This is a genomic window from Novosphingobium sp., from assembly GCF_036820275.1.
In the GTDB taxonomy this organism is placed as follows: domain Bacteria; phylum Pseudomonadota; class Alphaproteobacteria; order Sphingomonadales; family Sphingomonadaceae; genus Novosphingobium.
The window spans coordinates 329480-348693 of the sequence record NZ_DAISLT010000001.1 but is presented as its reverse complement, the minus strand read 5'-3'; the positions used below and the strand labels follow the sequence as shown (position 1 = coordinate 348693).

General features: G+C 63.6%; 13 protein-coding genes. 7 read left to right on the top strand and 6 right to left on the bottom strand.

Annotation, left to right across the window (positions count from 1 at the left end; genetic code table 11):
- The 6 genes from V7066_RS01350 to V7066_RS01325 all read left to right on the top strand — a co-directional run.
- The coding region (locus V7066_RS01350) for an alpha/beta hydrolase (RefSeq protein WP_334181452.1) at window positions 1–516 on the top strand (516 nt) is incomplete at its 5' end.
- Between the two features lie 151 nt (window positions 517–667).
- Window positions 668–1444: a TSUP family transporter gene (locus V7066_RS01345; RefSeq protein ID WP_334181451.1), complete on the top strand. Its 777-nt coding sequence runs from the start codon at window positions 668–670 to the stop codon at window positions 1442–1444.
- Window positions 1445–1609: 165 nt separating this feature from the next.
- A complete protein-coding gene (locus tag V7066_RS01340) occupies window positions 1610–1939 on the top strand; it encodes a hypothetical protein (RefSeq protein WP_334181450.1) in 330 nt (109 codons plus the stop codon).
- A gap of 56 nt (window positions 1940–1995) precedes the next feature.
- Window positions 1996–3273, top strand: coding sequence for a TolC family protein (locus V7066_RS01335; RefSeq protein ID WP_334181449.1), 1278 nt, complete (start codon window positions 1996–1998; stop codon window positions 3271–3273).
- 5 nt (window positions 3274–3278) lie between these two features.
- Complete coding sequence (locus V7066_RS01330; RefSeq protein ID WP_334181448.1) at window positions 3279–4430, top strand: efflux RND transporter periplasmic adaptor subunit; 1152 nt, start codon at window positions 3279–3281, stop codon at window positions 4428–4430.
- Window positions 4431–4433: 3 nt separating this feature from the next.
- Window positions 4434–7697, top strand: a complete 3264-nt coding sequence (locus V7066_RS01325; RefSeq protein ID WP_334181447.1) for an efflux RND transporter permease subunit — start codon at window positions 4434–4436, stop codon at window positions 7695–7697.
- Between the two features lie 189 nt (window positions 7698–7886).
- On the opposite strand, the gene V7066_RS01320 is transcribed toward V7066_RS01325, so the two are convergent.
- Window positions 7887–8345 (bottom strand): substrate binding domain-containing protein, encoded by a 459-nt coding sequence (locus tag V7066_RS01320; RefSeq protein ID WP_334181446.1) that lies wholly within the window; start codon window positions 8343–8345, stop codon window positions 7887–7889.
- Between the two features lie 305 nt (window positions 8346–8650).
- Window positions 8651–10408, bottom strand: coding sequence for a chloride channel protein (locus V7066_RS01315; RefSeq protein WP_334181445.1), 1758 nt, complete (start codon window positions 10406–10408; stop codon window positions 8651–8653).
- 86 nt (window positions 10409–10494) lie between these two features.
- Between V7066_RS01315 and V7066_RS01310 the strand changes: the two genes are divergently transcribed.
- On the top strand, window positions 10495–10899 hold the full coding sequence (locus tag V7066_RS01310; protein ID WP_334181462.1) for a MarR family winged helix-turn-helix transcriptional regulator: 405 nt from the start codon (window positions 10495–10497) through the stop codon (window positions 10897–10899).
- Between the two features lie 220 nt (window positions 10900–11119).
- Here V7066_RS01310 and V7066_RS01305 read toward each other — a convergent pair whose 3' ends face one another.
- The 4 genes from V7066_RS01305 to V7066_RS01290 all read right to left on the bottom strand — a co-directional run bounded on the left by V7066_RS01305 (window position 11120) and on the right by V7066_RS01290 (window position 19118).
- The gene (locus V7066_RS01305) at window positions 11120–12274 is read right to left on the bottom strand and encodes a glycerophosphodiester phosphodiesterase family protein (RefSeq protein WP_334181444.1); all 1155 of its coding nucleotides are present in this window, start codon (window positions 12272–12274) and stop codon (window positions 11120–11122) included.
- Between the two features lie 2 nt (window positions 12275–12276).
- The gene (locus V7066_RS01300) at window positions 12277–14688 is read right to left on the bottom strand and encodes a TonB-dependent receptor (protein ID WP_334181443.1); all 2412 of its coding nucleotides are present in this window, start codon (window positions 14686–14688) and stop codon (window positions 12277–12279) included.
- Window positions 14689–14988: 300 nt separating this feature from the next.
- On the bottom strand, window positions 14989–17367 hold the full coding sequence (locus V7066_RS01295) for a TonB-dependent receptor (protein ID WP_334181442.1): 2379 nt from the start codon (window positions 17365–17367) through the stop codon (window positions 14989–14991).
- A 167-nt stretch (window positions 17368–17534) separates the two neighbouring features.
- Complete coding sequence (locus tag V7066_RS01290; protein WP_334181441.1) at window positions 17535–19118, bottom strand: alkaline phosphatase D family protein; 1584 nt, start codon at window positions 19116–19118, stop codon at window positions 17535–17537.
- Between the last annotated feature and the right edge of the window lie 96 nt (window positions 19119–19214).

The window sequence follows — 19214 nt, the reverse complement described above, 5'->3', positions numbered from 1 at the left end:
CCCGACGCCGCTTTCGTCGCGCCGAACGCCCCCGGACTGATCCCCCACATGGCTGCAGCGCATCAATGGTGGCCGATCGACACGTTCTCGATGGCCGAGCGATCGGCCGGTGCCGATGCAGCCACGCCAGTTCTCGACGCCTTCATAACCGCTGAGCTGGAGACGGCCGGGCTGGCGAACTCGCGACTGCTTCTTGTCGGTTTCAGCCAAGGGGCGATGATGGCGCTGCACATGGGACTTAGGCTGCCCGAGGTGGCGGCCGGTATCGTCGGCATCTCGGGCATGCTCGTGGCCCCCGAGCGACTGGACGCGGAAATTCGCAGTCGCCCTCCTGTCCTTCTCATTCACGGCACCGAGGACGAAGTGGTCCCGTTTCGGTCGATGGATCTTGCAGCGACATACCTCGAGCAGGCCGGCGTACCGACTGAAACGCACATATCGGCGGGCGAGGAGCACGGGATCGCGCCGGATGGTCTGGAGGCGGCAATCGCTTTCGCACGCCGCGTGCTCGTTTGATCGGGACGGACCGAGCACGGGGCTTGCCGGGAAGATAGGCAAATACCCAAAGCTCCACTGGCGGTCTGCGCGTCAGCCGGCGCACTAATTTGGACCAGCCTTCCCCTATTCCAGGTTTGCCTGACGCGGCGGAGGGGACTAGCGGAACCGTATGCACCTGACTGCCGAAGCCTTCTCGTTCTTGATTCTCATCGCGCTTATGGCGGGAAGTATCGACGCCTTGGCGGGCGGAGGTGGTCTTCTCACGATTCCAGCGTTGATGGCTGCGGGGGTGCCTCCTGTGGCGGCCTTGGCAACCAATAAGCTGCAAAGCACGATCGGCACGGGATCTGCGGTCCTGACCTTCCTGCGCGCTGGCCGGATCGACATGAAGGCATTCGCGATCCCGGCGGCGGGTGCGTTCGCCGGTTCTGTCCTTGGCGCCACCGCTGTCCAGCACGTCAATCCGAGTTTTCTGGCAGGTTTCGTCCCGGTTCTGCTGATTGCGATGGGGTTCTATTTCCTGCTGGCACCTAAAATGAGCGACGAGGATCGTCACGCCAGATTGGGTCATGTGGGGATCACAGCCGTTTGCTCGGTGATCGGTTTCTATGACGGCTTCTTTGGTCCTGGAACCGGATCGTTTCTGACGACCGCGCTTGTTGCACTAGCTGGTCTCGGTCTCGTCCGCGCCATAGCAAACACCAAGTTCATCAATCTGGCGACTAATGTGGCCGGGCTGCTGGCAATGATTGCCGGCGGAGAAGTCCTTTGGATCCTCGGCTTCAGCATGGCTGCAGCAAACATCGCGGGAAACCAGATTGGGGCATGGCTGGCGATCCGCTTCGGCGGCCGCGGTGTTCGTCCGCTTCTGGTCGTCATGTCGTTCGCACTGACAATCAAACTCCTCGCAGATCCCAGCAATCCTCTTTGGAGTTTGCTGAAATAGCACTGCCATCACGATCGGGGCTGGTCGCGATCTGCCGAGACGGGGGACGATGCCGTCGTTCGATGTGCCGCTCCGGCAGCATCCAGATCGTCGCGCAGGCCAGAGGTGAGCTCAATTCGACCTCAAGGGGTTACACCGCCGCGGCGGAGTGATAGGGACGAATCGATGCGCAAGCTGTTGCCCTTCCTTGCCTGCCTGATGCTGATCCTGGTCAGTTGGTCCGGCATGGCGCACGCTGTGGAAGCAGCGGGCGGCAGCGATGCAGGGTACGATTTTTCCTACCATGCGCCCGGCGACGGTGACGAAGTCCCGGGCGACGCGGACAACGGCCTCCCCCACCATCACGGTGCCTGTCACAGTCATGATCTGGGCACTCCCTCGATGACGGTAGTGCCGCCCATTGCCCACTCGGCCGGGCAGGTTCTCGAGTTTCGGCGGTCTCTCCCGCTGGATCCGACAGACGGCAACGTAACACCGCGCCCTCCACGAACCTGACGTTTCCGCCGGTCGGCTGATGTCGACCAGGAATCCTCCGTCAGGAAATTCATATCATGAAGACCATACTCGCGGCGATGCTCGCCGCGGCGTCCTGTGCCGCAACGGTGCAGGCGCAGGAAGCACCGAACGCGCCTTCCGGCACAGTAATCCTAACCCTTGACGAAGCTGTTGCCGCTGCCGGTGGCTCCGCTCAAGCCATGGCAGCAGGCCGAGCAGGTGTCGATGCAGCCAAGGCAGGCCGAACCGTCGCAAGCCTTCGTCCCAACCCGGTTGCTCAAGGGCAGATAGAAAACGTCATGGGCACCGGCTCTTACTCCGGAGTCCGCAGCAATGAGGCCACTGTCGGGTTCATGCAGACCCTGGAACTGGGCGGTAAGCGCAGCGCCCGCGTCGCGGTGGCAAACGCCGAGTTGTCCCGCGCCGAACTTCAGGCAGCGATCATTGCCGCCGACGTTCGCCTGCAGGTGACGCAGCTTTACGTGGAAGCGGTCTCAGCCGAGCGCCGCCTGATTACGGCTAGGGACCAGGCGCGGATCGCCGGTGACGCGCTTCGCGCCGCTGGCGTCCGGGTTCAGGCCGGCCGCGCCTCGCCGCTCGAACAGCAGCGCGCTGACGTGGCTCGGGTGAACGCCGAAGCCAATGTCGAACGGCAGGACCGCCTTGCGCGTGCTGCGCGTACAAATCTCGAACGCCGTATCGGCCGGGCCTTTGATGGTCCGTTGGATGTGGCCTTGCTTGATCGACTGCCTTCCGCATCTGTCTCCTACGGTCCCTCGGAGCCGATCAGGCCCCAGGGAACCTTGGCACTGGCTGCCGCCGATGCGGACCTCGCCATCGCCGATGCAGGTGTTCTTCTCGCCAACTCAAACAGGGTGCCGAACATCGACGTCGGTCCGTCGGTGCGCCGCCTGGAAGCAACGAAGGACTTCGCTGCGGTCTTCACCGTGTCGATCCCGCTCCAGATCTTCAACAATGGCGGTGCGGCGCTGGCACAGGCTGGCGCCCAGCGTATCCAGGCCGAGGCCAATCGCCGGGTGACGGCGCTCGATATCGAGCAGGCCATCACCAACGCGCAGGTCGATGCCGACAACGCTGCGACCACGGCGCGAGCGACATCGGGACCGGCCTTGCAGGCCGCTCAGGAAGCAGCCCGCATCGCCCGCATCGGCTATCGGGAAGGCAAGTTCAGCCAACTTGATCTGCTCGATGCCGAACGCACTCTTGCCGACACGCGCGTCGCCGCGATCGATGCTCTCGCATCCTACCAGAATGCCCGCGCGCAGCTGGAGCGCCTGACTGCGCCCGCCGTCGCACCTCAAGGGGGGAACTGATCGCCATGAAGCGCAATACATTCGCTTACGCCGCCCTGCCTCTCTCGCTCGCCTTGGCCCTCTCGGCCTGTGGCGGCAGTGACAAAGCCCTAGAAGGTCCGCCCGAAGAAACGCCTGCCGCGATCGATGCCAAGCCAGTCGAGGGCAAGGTAGTCATGACCGCCGAGCAGATCAGTTCGGCCGGGATCCAGCTGGGGCGTCCCACGATCGGCGGTTCGGGCACCATCGACCTGCCCGCGACGATCGACGGCGATCCACAGGGCATGCAGGTTGTCTCCGCGGCCATTGGCGGGCGGGTCGTCTCACTGACCCGCAACCTCGGCCAGTCGGTCAACCGAGGTCAGGCCATCGCCGTGATCGAGAGCCGCGAGGCGGCCTCGCTTAATGCCGAGATCGAAGCGGCACGGGCGCGACTCTCGCTCGCCAACTCAAACCTCAACCGCGAACAGCGCCTGTTCGCCCAGAAGGTCTCGCCGGAGCAGGATCTCATCGCCGCCCGTACTGCCGCGATCGAAGCCCGCATCGCGCTGCGCCTCGCCCAGCAGCAGGTATCGGCGGCAGGGACAGGCGGCGGCGCATTGAACCGTATCGCCATCACCTCGCCTATTTCCGGCCAGATCATCGCACGCAGCGTCGTGCTGGGCCAGACCGTCGCCGCCGATGCCGAGTTGTTTCGCGTGGCGAACCTCTCCAGCGTCTCGCTCTCGCTCAACTTGCAGCCACAGGATGCGGGACGCGTGCGCCCGGGCAATTCCGTTACGGTCAAGGCAGCAGGTCGTGAAGCCACCGCGCGAGTGACCTTTGTATCTCCGGCGCTCGACACCACCACCCGCCTTGTGCCGGTGATCGCCACGCTCGACAATCGCGCTGGCCAGTGGCGGGTTGGCGAGCCGGTTACGGCATCGATCTCCCTGACCGACAACGACGGCGGCAATGCGGTCAAGGTGCCGATCACGGTCGTCCAGACCGACGAGGGCAAGACCGTCGTCTTCGTTCGTACCAAGACCGGCTTCCAGGCGACCCCCGTCACTCTGGGCGACAGCGCCGGAGAGATGATCATCGTCAAGTCGGGCCTCAAGGGCACCGAGGAGATCGCCACTGTCAACAGCTTCACGCTCAAGGCCGAGCTGGGCAAGAGCGAAGCGGTGGAGGACTGAGCCATGATCGCCCGCGTAGTCACATGGGCGGTCGAGAAGCGCTGGCTCGTCCTGCTTCTCACCGCCATTGCCGCCGTTATCGGCGCGGCGTCACTGTCCCGTCTGCCGATCGACGCAGTGCCGGACATCACCAACAACCAGGTCCAGATCAACGTCCGCGCGCCCGCTCTTTCGCCTGAATTGGTGGAGAAGCAGGTCTCTTTCCCGATAGAGACGGCGCTGGCCGGTATTCCCGGTCTCGAATTCACCCGCTCGCTCAGCCGCAATGGCTTTGCGCAGGTGACGGCGGTGTTCTCGGACTCCACCGATATCTACTTCGCCCGCCAGCAGGTCGGCGAACGTCTCCAGGGCGTTGCGGAGAACCTCCCTGCAGGCGTGAATCCGGAAATGGGGCCGATCGCGACCGGTCTTGGCGAGGTCTACATGTGGACGGTCAAGCTCCAGCACCGTGCCGATGACAAGCACCGCCCCGGCGAACCGGGCCAGCAGCCCGACGGCAGCTACATCACACCCGAAGGCGAGCGCCTGACGACCGGGGCCGAGAAGGCGACTTATTTACGCACCGCGCAGGACTGGATCGTCACCCCGCTGCTCAAGAGCACGAAAGGCCTTGCGGGTGTCGATTCCATCGGCGGCTATGCCAAGCAGTTCCTCGTCGTCCCTCACCTCCAGCGCCTCGCCTCGCTCAACATCTCGCTGACCGATCTCGGCAACGCGCTGGAGCGCAACAATACCAGCGTCGGCGGTGGATTTGTGGATCGCAATGGCGAAGGTCTTGCCGTCCGCTCCGATGCGCTGATCCGCAATGCTTCGGAACTCGGCCGCACCGTAGTTGCCACCCGAGAGGGCGTGCCTATCACGCTCGATCAGGTTGCATCGGTCCGTTCGGGCCAGGCCATCCGCATGGGTTCGGCCTCCGAGAACGGCACCGAAGTCGTTGTCGGCACCGCCATCATGCGGATCGGTGAGAACAGCCGCACGGTCGCGACCGCAGTCGCCGACAAGCTGCAGTCCATCAACGCTTCGCTGCCGCCCGACGTGGTCGTGCAGCCGGTGCTGAACCGCACCGCGCTGGTGAATTCGACCATCAAGACCGTGGCAAAGAACCTGAGCGAAGGTGCGGTGCTCGTCATCATCGTGCTCTTCCTGCTGCTCGGCAATTTCCGGGCAGCGCTGATTGCCGCGCTCGTCATCCCTGTCACGATGATGCTCACCGGGTTCGGCATGTTGAAGGCGGGTGTCTCCGCCAACCTGATGAGCCTTGGTGCCCTCGACTTTGGCCTTATCGTCGATGGCGCGGTCATCATCGTCGAGAATGCCCTGCGCCGGATCGCCGAGGACCAGCACCATCATGGTCGCCTCCTCAGCGTGAAGGAGCGCCTCACCACCGTCGCCTCCGCGGCGCGCGAGATGATCCGCCCCTCGGTCTACGGCCAGGCGATCATCATCCTTGTCTACGTTCCGTTGCTCACCCTTACCGGTGTCGAGGGCAAGACCTTCGTGCCGATGGCGCTCACCGTTATCATGGCCCTGGCCTTCGCTTTCGTCCTGTCGCTCACCTTCGTTCCCGCGCTGATCGCCATCTGGCTGTCCAACCGGGTTGAGGAAGAGGATGGCCGGATCGTCACCTGGTTGAAGAAGCGCTACGAGCCGGGTCTCGACCGGGCGATGAGACGCCCCACCTTCACCATCGGTGCGGCGCTCGGCAGTCTCGTGCTTGCCGCTGCTGCCTTCACGTCGCTCGGACAGGTCTTCCTGCCGCAACTGGACGAAGGCGACATGCTGATCCAGGCCCTGCGTATCCCCGCGACGTCGGTCCAGCAGAGCCAGGCCATGCAGGTGCCGATCGAGCGGATGATGTCGAAGCAGCCCGAGGTGAAGTTCGTCTTCTCCAAGACCGGCACGGCCGAACTCGCATCGGACCCGATGCCGCCGAACGCCACGGACATATTCGTCATCCTCAAGCCCCGCGAGGAATGGCCCAACCCGAAGCTGGAAAAGGCGAAACTCGTCTCGCGCATCGAAGGTCAACTCGCGAAGTTCCCCGGCAATGCCTACGAGATCACGCAGCCGATCCAGATGCGCTTCAACGAGCTGATCGCGGGCGTTCGCGGTGACATCGCGGTGAAGGTCTTCGGTGACGACTTCAACGCGATGAACCGTACCGCCGAACAGATTGCCGGCATCCTGCGCAAGACCCAAGGCGCCGCCGACGTGAAGGTCGAGCAGACCGCTGGCCTGCCGATGCTCGACATCAAGGTGAACCGGGATGCCATGGCCCGCCTTGGCGTCACCGCGCAGGACGTGCAGGATACCGTCACCGCCACGATCGGCGGCCGAACTTCCGGCATGATCTTCGAGGGCGACCGCCGTTTTCCGGTGGTGATCCGTCTCTCGGATGCCCAGCGCGCGGACATCAATCTGCTCCAACAGGTCCAGGTGCCGATTCCCGGTGGCGCCTACGTACCGCTCGCCAGTGTCGCCGATATCCGTATCGTCGATGGCCCTAACCAGATCAGCCGCGAGAACGGCAAGCGTCTTGTGGTCGTGCAGGCGAACGTGCGCGGCCGCGACGTCGGCCGCGTGGTTGCGGATGCCCAGGCCGCTATTGGCCAGAAGGTTCGCCTGCCTGCTGGCAGCTATCTGGAATGGGGCGGCCAGTTCGAAAATATGAAGTCGGCCAGCGAGCGCTTGCAACTCGTCATCCCCGCATGTTTCATTCTCATCCTGCTGCTGCTCTACGGAGCGCTCGGAAGCGTTCGTGATGCCGCGATCGTTTTCACCGGCGTTCCCTTCGCATTGGTCGGCGGCGTCCTGCTCCTCTTCGTGCGGGGCATGGACTTCTCGATCTCGGCAGCGGTGGGCTTCATCGCCCTGTCCGGCATCGCGGTCCTGAATGGACTCGTCATGGTCAGTTCGATCCAGGACCTGATCCGGTCGGGCATGGAGCGGGCCGAGGCAGCACGTATCGGCGCCATGCAGCGTTTGCGCCCAGTGGCAATGACAGCCCTGGTCGCAAGCCTCGGCTTCGTGCCGATGGCTCTGGGAGGAGGTGCAGGCGCCGAAGTGCAAAAGCCGCTGGCGACGGTCGTGATCGGCGGCCTGATCTCGGCGACCCTGCTGACCCTGTTCGTTCTGCCGACCCTCTACGCCCGCTTCGGGCAAAAGCAGATCGCTCCCAGCGAGCACTACAACGAGGAGCATGAGGGCGACGACTTCCGCCATCCGCACTCCGCTCAGAACGAGAAGGTGACCCATGGCGCATGATCACAGCCGGGCCGGCCACGCGCACGGTCATACCGCCGGCGCGAATGCAAGGATGTTGGGAGAGGGGGGCTGGCAATCCGCTTTACTGGCTGGACATGGCGAGACCGGTCGTTCTCGAGTAAAACATGAGTAGCCGGTTTTGGTCGCGTGCTGCCGAGATTGTAGGACAAACCGTTGCACCGCACACCATTACCCGCTGCCGTGTCTTGCACGGAGAGCGTCGATCAGCGCTTTAAGCCTCGGGGGCATCTGCTTCCGGCTTGGAAAAACGGCCAAGATGTTCAGGTTGTCCGGCTCAGCATCTGATAGCTGGATTCTCTCGAGAATACCGCTGTCGAGATCCCTGTAGACGTCCCAATACGTCATCATGGCGACCCCGACGCCTGCAATGGCCGCGGAACGGACGGCATCGACGGTGCTCGTCGACATCGGACCATCGACCCGAACCCGTTCCAGTGCCTTGCTTCTCATGAATGGCCACGTGTCGATGCCATGGAGCTTGATGCACGGATGACTGACGAGATCCGCAATGGTCTCCGGTTTGCGGAACCGTCTGATATAGTCCGGCGCTGCGCACAGAATTCGGGGGTTCTCCGCCAGCTTGGTCGCAACCATGTCGGACGGCTCTAGCGGGTGGGAAGCGGACATTGTTCCAGTCGCCGAAAATCCCATGCGATCAGTTTCGAGATGAAGTCTTCGTCAAGGTTCGTCACGGCTTCCGCAATCCGATGGTGGCCTTCGCGACCGCCTGAGCAGACACCGCAGCGAGCATGGTTGCCTCGTCCCATGCAGCATGTCGGTGCAGTGCAACGCAGTCGGACAAGAGATCGAAGGCTTTCTGGTAATCATCAGCAGGGTCAGACGGAATCTCCGGCCTTCTTCCGTTTGCACGCAAGATTCCTATCGCGGCAAAGGGCGCATTGCAGTCGGTCCCATGTGGTTTCCCGGAGAAATTAACTGAAGCGTGAGCGGTCGACTTCTGCGATTCGGGATGTGCCCCGGACCTTGAGAAGATCCTGCCGCGAGAGCAGACCGACTACCATGCGGCTGCTTTGCTCCACGATCGGAATCCGGCCAATTCCTGTCTCGATGATAAGGTCGGCGACTACACCTGCAGGTGTCTCGGGAAAAGCTACAGGCAGGTCGGCATCGGAGATCGTCTCGCCCAAAGATACGTCTTGCGTGCCGGTTGCGGTTTGCCAGCGCAGAGCATCCGCACGGGAAACGATACCGACAAGGCGGTTATCCATGTCCACCACGGGATAACTGCGGTGCCGGGCTTCTTCGGCAAAGAACGCGACTGCCTGCGCGGTCGTCATGGAGGCCGGCAGGGTTTCCGGGGCAGGGGTCATGATCTGGCCGGCCTGCAGCAGATCGAGCGGATCGACGGCGTATTCCTGCAGCACGTGCCGTCCGCGCCGGGCGATCTTTTCGGTCAGGATCGATCGGCGCATGAACAGTACGCTGATGGCATAGGCACCGGCGGCAGCCGCAATGGTGCAAGGAATGGCTTCAAAATGCCCCGTGAGTTCGACCGCGAACAGCGCGCCGGTCAGCGGCGCACGCATTGCGCCGCTCATGATGCCGGCCATGCCGATCATCGCCCAGAACGCAGGGTTTCCGGGCAGGAATTGTCCCAGCAGGAAACCCGCCGCGCCGCCCAGGATCAGAAGCGGTGCCAAGACACCGCCCGAAGTCCCCGAACCCAGGGCGATCAGCCAGACCAGCGCCTTTACGACCAGCAGCGAAACGACCAGCTTCAGGGCGAGTGAACCGTTCAGCAGTGCATCGACGCTGGCGTAACCGGCGCCCAGCACGCGGGCGTCGACAAGCCCGCCCAGGCCGACCGCGATCGCGCCGACCGCCGGCCACCACATCCAGTGCAGCGGCAGCCTGTGGAACAAGTCCTCGACGCGGTAAAGCGAGGTTGAGAGCAGCATGGCTTCGATGCCCACCACGATGCCAAGCGCGGCCGAGGCGAACAGATCCCACGAGGTTCCGGGCAGGGTTGCCGTCATGGCGAACATCGGACCCGCGCCCAGCAGGAAAGGACGGCAGGCATAGGAGATGATCGCCGCCACCACGACCGGGACGAAGCTGCGAGGCTTCCATTCGAACAGCAGGACTTCGACAGCCAGCAGGATCGCGGCGAGCGGTGTGCCGAATATCGCGGTCATGCCTGCGGCGGCGCCGGCGACCAGCAGGGTCTTGCGCTCTGCGGCGCTCAGGTGGAAGCACTGGGCGAAGAGAGAGCCGATGGCACCGCCCGTCATGATGATCGGACCCTCTGCGCCGAAGGGGCCGCCGCTGCCTATCGAGACCGCGGAGGAGAGCGGCTTCAGAATGGCAACCTTCAGAGACAGGCGGCTTTCGCCATAAAGAATGGTTTCGATGGCTTCCGGAATGCCGTGGCCGCGGATCTTGTCGGAGCCGAAGCGGGCCATAAGGCCGATGATCAGGCTACCGATAACCGGGATCGCGACGACCATCACACCCACGGAGGCGTCGGTGATCGAAACGGCATCGGCCGACAGCCGAGCGAACCAGAACAGGTTCGTGGCCACTGCGATCAGCTTGACCAGAACCCAGGCGCCCAGCGCTCCGCAAGCACCGACCACTATGGCCATCAGGGCCAGAAGGGGCATGCGACTGTCGACGCTGTGATCGCCCAGTGGATGGCTCTCGACAGAGCGAATGGGTGTAACTGACATCTTCTGCTATCGCCTTGTTCCGCGTATGGCGGAGCAGATATATCGCAATGCGATATAAATCAACCTTGGAGACTGCCGTGACGGCGATGGATACCGCACTGGACGATGCCGACTATGCGGCGCTGGCCGAATTCCGCCATACGATCCGCCGATTTCTGGCGTTTAGCGAGGCCCATGCCGCGCGCGTGGGGCTGACGCCCCAGCAGCATCAGGCCTTGCTGGCGATCCGCGCGGCGCAGCCCGATCAGGCCACCGTCGGGCATGTCGCCGACCAACTGGTGCTCAAACCGCACAGCGCGACGGGCTTGGTAGATCGGCTGGCGGGACTGGAGTTGATCACGCGAGAAACGGCCGAAAATGACCGCCGCCGTGCATTGCTCCGCCTGACGGACAAGGCTCTCGGGATTTTGGAAGAGCTGTCTGCCACGCATCGCGACGAAATCCAGCGTCTGCGGCCAGAGCTATCGAATATTCTCAGACAATTCGATTAGCACAGGTGAACTGCGCATGATCCGGAACCATGCTGACAGTCCGCTGGCGAACGGAGGCAAACTGGCTCGTCGCCTTGTTCATCGAAAACGCTTTTCCGCTTTCTCTCGGGATTTAGGGCCTCCGGCAATCCCCATAGCCGTTCGGCGCCCCCGGTTTAGAGCGGTTTTCGATCCGATTGCTTCGGATCAACTGCTCTAAACCGGGGGGAAGCCATTGCGATCAAGCGACGCGGTCGACGGCCTGGCGGCCAAGGCCGGGATCGTCAGTGAAGAAGGAATCGATGCCGGTCGCGATCAGGCGCTGCATGTAGGCGATGCAGGCCTTATCCTGCCGTGCGACATCGCTGCCCGGGCCCTGGAAATCGGTTGGCAGGAACTTGTTTTCCGGACGCACGGTCCAGGTGGAGACGAGCAGGCCCGCCGCATGGGCATCCCGGACCAGCGTGGTCGGCTTGCCGAGCGGTCCGGTCTTGCCGGTGGCATCGCCGAAGGGAATGATTCCCTGAAGGATCGGGCTGACCCAGTCGGCATACGTCTTTATCTCGGCAAGACCGGCGGGTGTGTGCATCTGGTTGAAGGTCAGTGTGCCGCCTGCCGCCGCGATATCCGCCGGGCGCATGTCGAGCGGGATCGTCAGCTGCAGCAATTGCAGTTTGCTGTAGGCACCGATGCGCGGGCGCAGCCACTTGAGGTTGCCGACCTCGAAGCTTTGCACGATGACCGGCGCGGTCGAGAGGTAATGGCTCCTCGCCACCCGGTCGAGAAAGCGCTGTTCCTGCGGCAGGCCGATTTTGGCAAAGTAGGAGGAATGCTTGATCTCGGGGATCAGGCCGATCGTGCGGCCCCGGGCGGCGCTCTCCGCGGCCACGAAATCGGCGATCTCTTCCAGCGTCAGCAACTGGAACTGGCCCGAGTAGGCGTTGCTTTCCGGGCGCATGGCCTTCAGTCGTTCCACCGCGCGCAGGGTCTTGATTTCAGCGAGGGTGAAGTCCTCGGTGAACCAGCCCGTGACCGTCTGCCCGTCGATGATCCTGGTGGTGTGCCGGTCCGCGAACTCGGGACGATCCGCGACATTGGTGGTGTCGGCGATGTTGTTTTCATGCCGGGCGATCAGCGCGCCGTCCTTGGTGGAGACCAGATCGGGTTCCACGAAATCCGCGCCCTGCTGGATCGCCAGGGCATAGGAGGCCAGAGTATGTTCGGGCCGCAGCGCCGAGCAACCGCGATGGGCGATGACGAGCGGCTTCGTCTTCGGGGCTGAAGCCCCGGTGGTTGCCGCCAAGACCGAAGGAGCCGCGCCAAGCGCGACCCCCGCAGTTGCGACACCGGCTCCGGCCCGGATCAGAGCGCGCCGTGAGAGGGGGGTGTCCGCCATGCTTACATTCCCACCGAAAGCGTCAGGAACCACTGACGCGGCGCGATCGGATAGACGGCATAGACCGAGCTGGGCTGGCTGGTCGAGATCGTCGAGGCGCCCTTGATGTCGAAGATGTTCGTGACGTTCAGCGCGAGCGAGGCCTTCTGCAGGTGCAAGAGGTCGGCCGGCAGGTCCACAGCAATGCGGCCGTTGGACATGAAGTAGGACTTCACGGGTCCATCGTTGGTATAGGTGGCATAGCGCTTGCCGATATACATGCCGGTGTACTGGGCCTGGAACGGGCCGATATTGGCAGAGACGACGGTCTTGCTCATCCACTTCGGACTGCCCGGAATCTGCTTTCCGGCCGTGGCATAGGTGGTGGTGCCGTTGGAATAGTCGTCGTTGTACTTCGAGTTGTTGTACGACAGGCCTTCGTAGATCGACACCACGCCGCCCAGGCCCAGCGTGAACGCCGCGTCCACGCCATCGGTGGTCACGCCGCCGACGTTGAACAGAGAGGTGGTGCCACCCGTGATCGAGCTGCCGCCAAGGCCGCCGACCGTCGTGCTGACCGCGAGCAGTCGGTTCGAGAAATCGACGTGGTAGTAGTTCACCTGCGCATCGAACGAGGAGAGGAACGAGCCGGGGAACACGTGGCGGCTGCGCAGGCCCGCTTCATAGGTCCACGAGGTTTCCGGTTTGCCGCTTTCCTTGAAATAGTCGAACGCGGCCTGACTGCCGGTGCTCCACGGCGCGGTGCCGAAGTTGCGCATGTTCTTCTGAACGTTGAAATAGGCCTGTTCGGAACCGTTGAAGTCGTACTTCGCACCGATCGCGGGCAGGAACCAGTTGCTGGTCGTGATCGTGCCCGAAGGCAACCCGCCAACCATGCCCGAATAGGAGCCCGCGATCGGCTGGATCGGATACCAGCCCTTGGCGCGGACCAGGCTGGTCTTCACGCCGCCCTCGACGGTCAGCTTGTCGGAGACTTCCCACTTGTCCTGCAGGTGCAGCTGCAGCGTGTCGGTGCGATACTCCATCTGGTACTGGGTGAACAGCGGATCGTGCTGCCAGTGGTAGGGATCGGTAGGGTTATCGACGTCGAGCGCGTACCAGTTGCGCCAGATGGTGCCGCTGTTGCGCTCGTACCAGCCGCCGAATTCGATGGCGTGGTTGGCGACCTGCGCGCGCAGGGTGGAGACGAGACCGCCGCGATCGACGCGGTACTGCGTCACGCGAGTGATGTAGCCGCTGCCGCCGGTAGCATCGACCAGCTCGCCGATGGAAAGGGTCGGGTAATAGGCCTTCGCCACCGAGAGCGACTGGCCAAGCGGACCGGCGACCACACCCTGGCCGTCGTTGTGGTGATAGTAGGCCTGGTTCGACCAGCTGACATTGTCCGTGAGGTTGGCGTCATATTTGAGGTAGCCGAGGTAGTCGGTGCGCAGCGCGGCAGAGAAATAGTTGCGGTAGTTGCTGCCTTCCGCCGTGGGCGTGTTGCCGTTGGCATCCACATAGTCCAGCGCCGCCTGCCAGTCGGGATAGAGGTAAGGACGGACATAGGGGGCGTAGGCCTGGGCCGCAGTGGTCGGGTTGACGTAAGTCGTCGTGCCGTCCTCGTTGGGTTCCTGCTTGTCGGAATAGTCGAAGTACGCGGTCAGCTTGCCGGCATCGTTCTCGTGCACGTACTTGGCGTTGACCTGCCAACCGCCCTGCTTGCCGTTGAAGTCCCAGGCGCGGGCGCGCTGGCGGGCAGCGGCGATATAAGCGCTCGACCCCTGGTCCGCACCGAAAGTGCCGGAATCGATCCGGGCAAAGGTACGCGAAGTGTCGTAGCTGCCGACCGTCTGCGCGATCTGAACGCCCATGCGCTTGAGCGGATCGGACGAGGTCGTCTCGATCGCGCCGCCCAGGTTGTTCAGCGAGGGAATGCCCAGATCGCCCGCGCCGGTGGCGACGGTGACATTGCCGATGTTCTCGGAGATGACGGCGCGCTGCGGCGTGAGACCGGTGATGTTGCCATAAGACAGATCGCCGAGCGGCAGGCCGTCGAGCGTGTAACCCAACTGGTTGATGGCGAAGCCGTGGATGAACAGCGACATGTTCTGCTCGTTGTTGCCCCACGGATCGGCGGTCTGGTACATCACGCCGGGCAAGGTCTGGATCGCACCGAAGGCGGAGATACCGGGCAGGATCTTCTGGATTTCCGCAGCCGGCAGTTCGGTGGCCGAACGCGTGGTCTTCGCCGAGGTCACGATGATCGCGCCGCCCGCGCCGGAAGCATCGTCATCGGCGTTGGCGTCACCGACATCGGCGGAGGCGGCGTTTGCAGCGGCATCGGCTGCGAAAGCTGGCGTCGCGGCCAGCAGTGAGGCGGTGGCCATGGCGCTCAGCGAAAGTGTCGAGAGCAAGAGGCGCGAACCTGACATCGTGAAAACCCCGAACTGTTTGTGCAAACGATTCAATCAATCGCTGGGGTCGGCGCTAGGGCTGAACTATGACAGCCTGCGGTCATTTTTGTTGCGTAATAACCATTCATTACTGACACTTAGTCAAGCGGGCCAAGCGTGCCGGCTAACGGAGATGGCAAGATGGGTCCTGGCGGTCATTGCTCCCGGCTCCGTCGAACTACCGCGTTGCCGTCTCGAGCCGGAGGCTCCACGCCTTGGCTTCTTCCCGAGCCGAGGGTTGGGCGAGACAAGCGACATGCCGCCTGCCTCGCTCCCGGTTTACATCTTTACGCGAACGGTCAGTCCGTAAGTACGGGGATTGCCCGGATAGCCCTGAATGATGCCGGTCGACTTGGTATAGCCCAGCAGGTTGATGAAGTAGGCCTTGTTGAACAGGTTCTCGGCCCAGAACTGTACGTCGAGGCGGCCATTGTCGAGCAGGGTGCCGACCCGCGCGCTGGCGAGGGCATAGCCGCCGATTTCGGCCGAGGGATCGAGCGTGATCGTGGTGTTCTGCTTCGAGCGCCAGTTCACGTCGAAGAGGCCGTAGACTTGCGTGCTGTCGTTGATCGGCACGGTGTAGTCGACGGTGAAGTCCGCGGTCCACTTCGGTGCCCAGGCGACCTGGCGGCCGGTGAGGTCGCAGGTGAGGGCGGTGGATTGCGCCGGGCAGACCGAGTTGTGGAACGAGGAATAAGTCGCCTTGTTGTAGGCGACGAAGCCCTTGGTGTGCAGGCCCTGCAGCAGCCACGTCTGCATTTCCGCTTCGATGCCCTTCGATGTCACCGAACCCACGTTCGACAGGAACTTGAGCGCGGTATTGCCGACGCCCACGGCCTGGTTGGCCTGGTAGTCCTTCACCTTGGTGTGGAAGGCGGTGAGGTTGAGCAGGACCTTCTCGTCGAAGAACGTGCCCTTGATGCCGACTTCGAAGTTGTCCGCGGTTTCGCCCTTCACGGTCTGTCCGGCGCCGACGGCGATCGCCTGGGCGTCGACCATCGGTAGCAGGTTGAAGCCCGCCGACTTGTTGCCGCGCGCATACTTGCCGTAGAGGAAGATGCTGGGCGTGACCTTGTAGTTGATGCCCGCCTCGCCCGAGAGCGCGCTGTCCTTCAGGCTGGTGTCGACATGGCCGAGCTGGGCATTGGCGCCCGCGGCCGACATCGCGTTGATTTGTGCGGTGTTGAGGTTGCCGGGGTTGGAAACGACCTGACCGTCATAGAGCTGCGAGCGGCGCTCCCAGGTCTGGCGCAGGCCGACGTCGATCGAGAGGTTGCGGGCAGCGTCGGGGTGCCAGGTGACATTGCCGAACAGCGCATCGGTATCGGTGTGGAATACCGCCTGGCTGGCGATGCCGAAGCCGTCCAGCCGGCTTGCATAGGCGCCCTGCGCCCAGGTCCTGCCGCCAACGGTGGAGAAGGCCGTCGCGCTCGGGTTGGCGGCCCAGATGTTGTATTGGGGGCCAAATTCGATGCGGGAATCGACTTGCAGGCGCTGGCGGCTGAGGAAGCCGCCCAGCGTCGCCTCCACCGGCTGGTCGGCAGGCGTGGACCAGCGCAGTTCCTGGCTGAACTGGCGTTCCTTGTTGCACGAACCGTAGTCGGTGATGGCGTCGAGCTGGGTGTAGTCGTTGTCGTTGTTGGTGAAGCAGGACCACTTCTGCCACGCCGTGATCGAGGTGAAGGTGCCGATCCCGTCCAGGTCCCAGTTGATTTCGCCGCTGGCCGAATTGGCCTTGGTCTGGGCGTTGAGGGCGCCGTCGATGTTGACGTAACGGTCCTTGGCATTGCTGGTCAGCAGGGTATAGCCGGCCGCCGCCATGCGGGCCTGAAGTGCCGCCGGGTTGTAGACCGACAGGATCACCGGCGACATCGTGTTGAAGTCCTGCTCGCCATGCATGCCGATCAGGCGGATCGAGAGGTTGTCGGTCGGAGTCGCCAGCAACTGGCCGCGAATGCCCGAGCCCTGCCGCGCATTCTGGCGGCTGCCGTTGTAGAGGTTGCGGTAGGTGCCGTCGCGGTCGCTGTCGAAGGCGGAGACGCGGAACGCCAGCTTGTCGGCGATCAGCGGCCCGGTGATGCTGGCCTTGACCTCGCGCAGGCCGAAGTTGCCGAAGCTGACTTCGCCGGTACCGCCGAGTTCGAATTCCGGCTTCAGCGTGTTGATGAGCACGGCGCCGGCCGTGGTGTTCTTGCCGAACAGGGTGCCCTGCGGCCCGCGCAGCAATTCGACGTCGGCAATGTCGTTGAAGTCGTTCGAGACCATGCCCTGGCGGCCGGTGTAGACACCGTCCACGAAGACCCCGACCGAGCCGTCGATGCCGTCGGTGTTGAAGCCGTTGTTGCCGATGCCGCGAATGCCGAGGTTGAGCTGCTTCGGATTGGTCAGGTAGACCGAGAAGGCCGGGAACTTGTTCTGGAAATTGGTGAAGTTCGTGAGGTTCTGGCGCTTCAGTTCCTCAGCGGCGATGACCGTGATGGGGATCGGCACGGTCTGGGCGTTTTCCGAACGCTTGCGGGCGACGACGGTGATGTCGGCTGCGCTCTCGGTTCCGATTGCAGCCTCTTCGGCATGGGCGGAGGTCGCCGCGATCGGCAGCAGGCTCGCGGACAGCAACAGGAATGTGCCGATCTGGCGGCGAGCGATGGAAACGGGCATTCGAATATTCCCCCTGTGGAATGGACGCGCAACCACGCCCCCTCCACGGCGGACCGAGAGGGAATAATCGGGCAATAAAATTATGATTTTAAGCCGGACGTACTTGCGTGAGGCGCCCGATATTCGGCTAACATGTCTCTATTGTTACAATCCGTGTTTTTACCGGATCAGACTGTTTCGACATGAAGGCCGGGCTTTCCGGCCTCCAGCGAAAAGCGGGCGATGTCGGAAATCGCGGAATCCTCGCGCCGGGCGTCCGCCAGGCCGCGATAGGTGACGCTTCCCCCTTTCGCATCGATATCGAGCCGGCCGTAGCCGCGCACCTCGTTCTCGGCGAAGGCCAGTCCATTGGTGGCGGCAAGCGACTTGAAGTCGGGATCGGGCCGCAGCGAGGTAATCGAGCCGCCGACGAATTCGGAGGCGATCGGCGCGCCATCCGGACGATAGGGATTCTGGATGTCGGCGGCCGCAAAGGCATGGATATCCCCGCCGAGCGCCAGCGGATTACTGGTTCCGGCCTCGGCCCAGCGGCGGAATATCCTGTCGCGCGCGGCCGGATAGCCGGACCAGTTGTCGGCCGAATACTCAGCCTTGCCGTCCTGATAATGCTGGACCGTCTGGCGCATCAGGGTCTGCTGGGTGAGCAGGTTCCACTGCGCGGTCGTCTTGCCGAGGCTCTCGTCCAGCCACTTCTCCTGCGCGGCGCCCAGCATCGTGCGGGCGGGATCGTAAAGGTCGGCGCAGTCGGAAATCTTGCTGAGGTAGGGCTTGTGCGCTTCGACCAGGCCCGGCGGCTGGCAGGCATGGGGGCCGCGATACTGGCGGTCATCAATGATCTGCAACTGCGCCAGGCTGCCCCAGTCGAGCGTGCGATAGAGCCGCATGTCCGGGCCGCGCGGCGGGCGGGCGCGGAGCGGCTGGTGCTCGTAATAGGCCTGGTATGCGGCCGCCCGGCGGCGCAGGAAGGCGACCGGATCGCCGTTGCCCTGGTCCAGCGCGCCGGCATAGTCGTTGGCGACTTCGTGGTCGTCCCAGGTCAAGGCCCAGGGAGCGGCATGGTGAGCGGCCTGCAAAAGCGGATCGAGCTTGTAGGTCGCATAGCGCACGCGGTAGCCCGCGAGGTCCATGGGTTCGGGATTGCGGTGCAGGCGCACCGCGTCCTTTTTGCTTGGGGCGCCTTCATAGATGTAGTCGCCGAGGAAGAGGATCAGGTCGGGATCTTCCTCCACGACATGGCGCCAGGCGGCATAGAAGCCAGCTTCGTACTTCTGGCAGGAGGCAAAGCAGAGGCGCAGGCGATCGACCGCCGCGCCGCGCGCCGGCGCAGTCCGTGTACGCCCGACCGGGCTTGCTTCGCTTCCGGCGATGAAGCGGTAGAAGTAGGTCCGGCCCGGGCGCAGTCCGCGTGCATCGACGTGGACCGAATGGCCCCAGTGCGGTTCGGCCCGCGCCATGCCGGACCTTGAAATGCGGGCGAATGCTTCGTCCTCGGCGATTTCCCAGCGCACGGGGACCGGCACGGCAGGCATGCCGCCATCGGGCTCCATCGGCTGCGGCGCGAGCCGGGTCCAGAGAATGACGCTGTCGGGTTCGGGATCGCCCGAAGCGACGCCGAGCGAGAACAGGCCCTGGGGCAAGCCGGCGGCGGCGTGGACGCCGATCGAAAACAGCGACCCCGCGGCAAGGGCGCCTCCGATGACGCTACGGCGTGAATATGTGAGGAGGGGGAGGTGCTGGAATATCTGGGACATTCCGGGCCTATCGGCATTGAATGTTACTGTCTCGTGACAAGGCATCCTCGGTTGGGCATTGTCGGTTTTGGTCAGGCCCGCATCCAGAAGACGCTT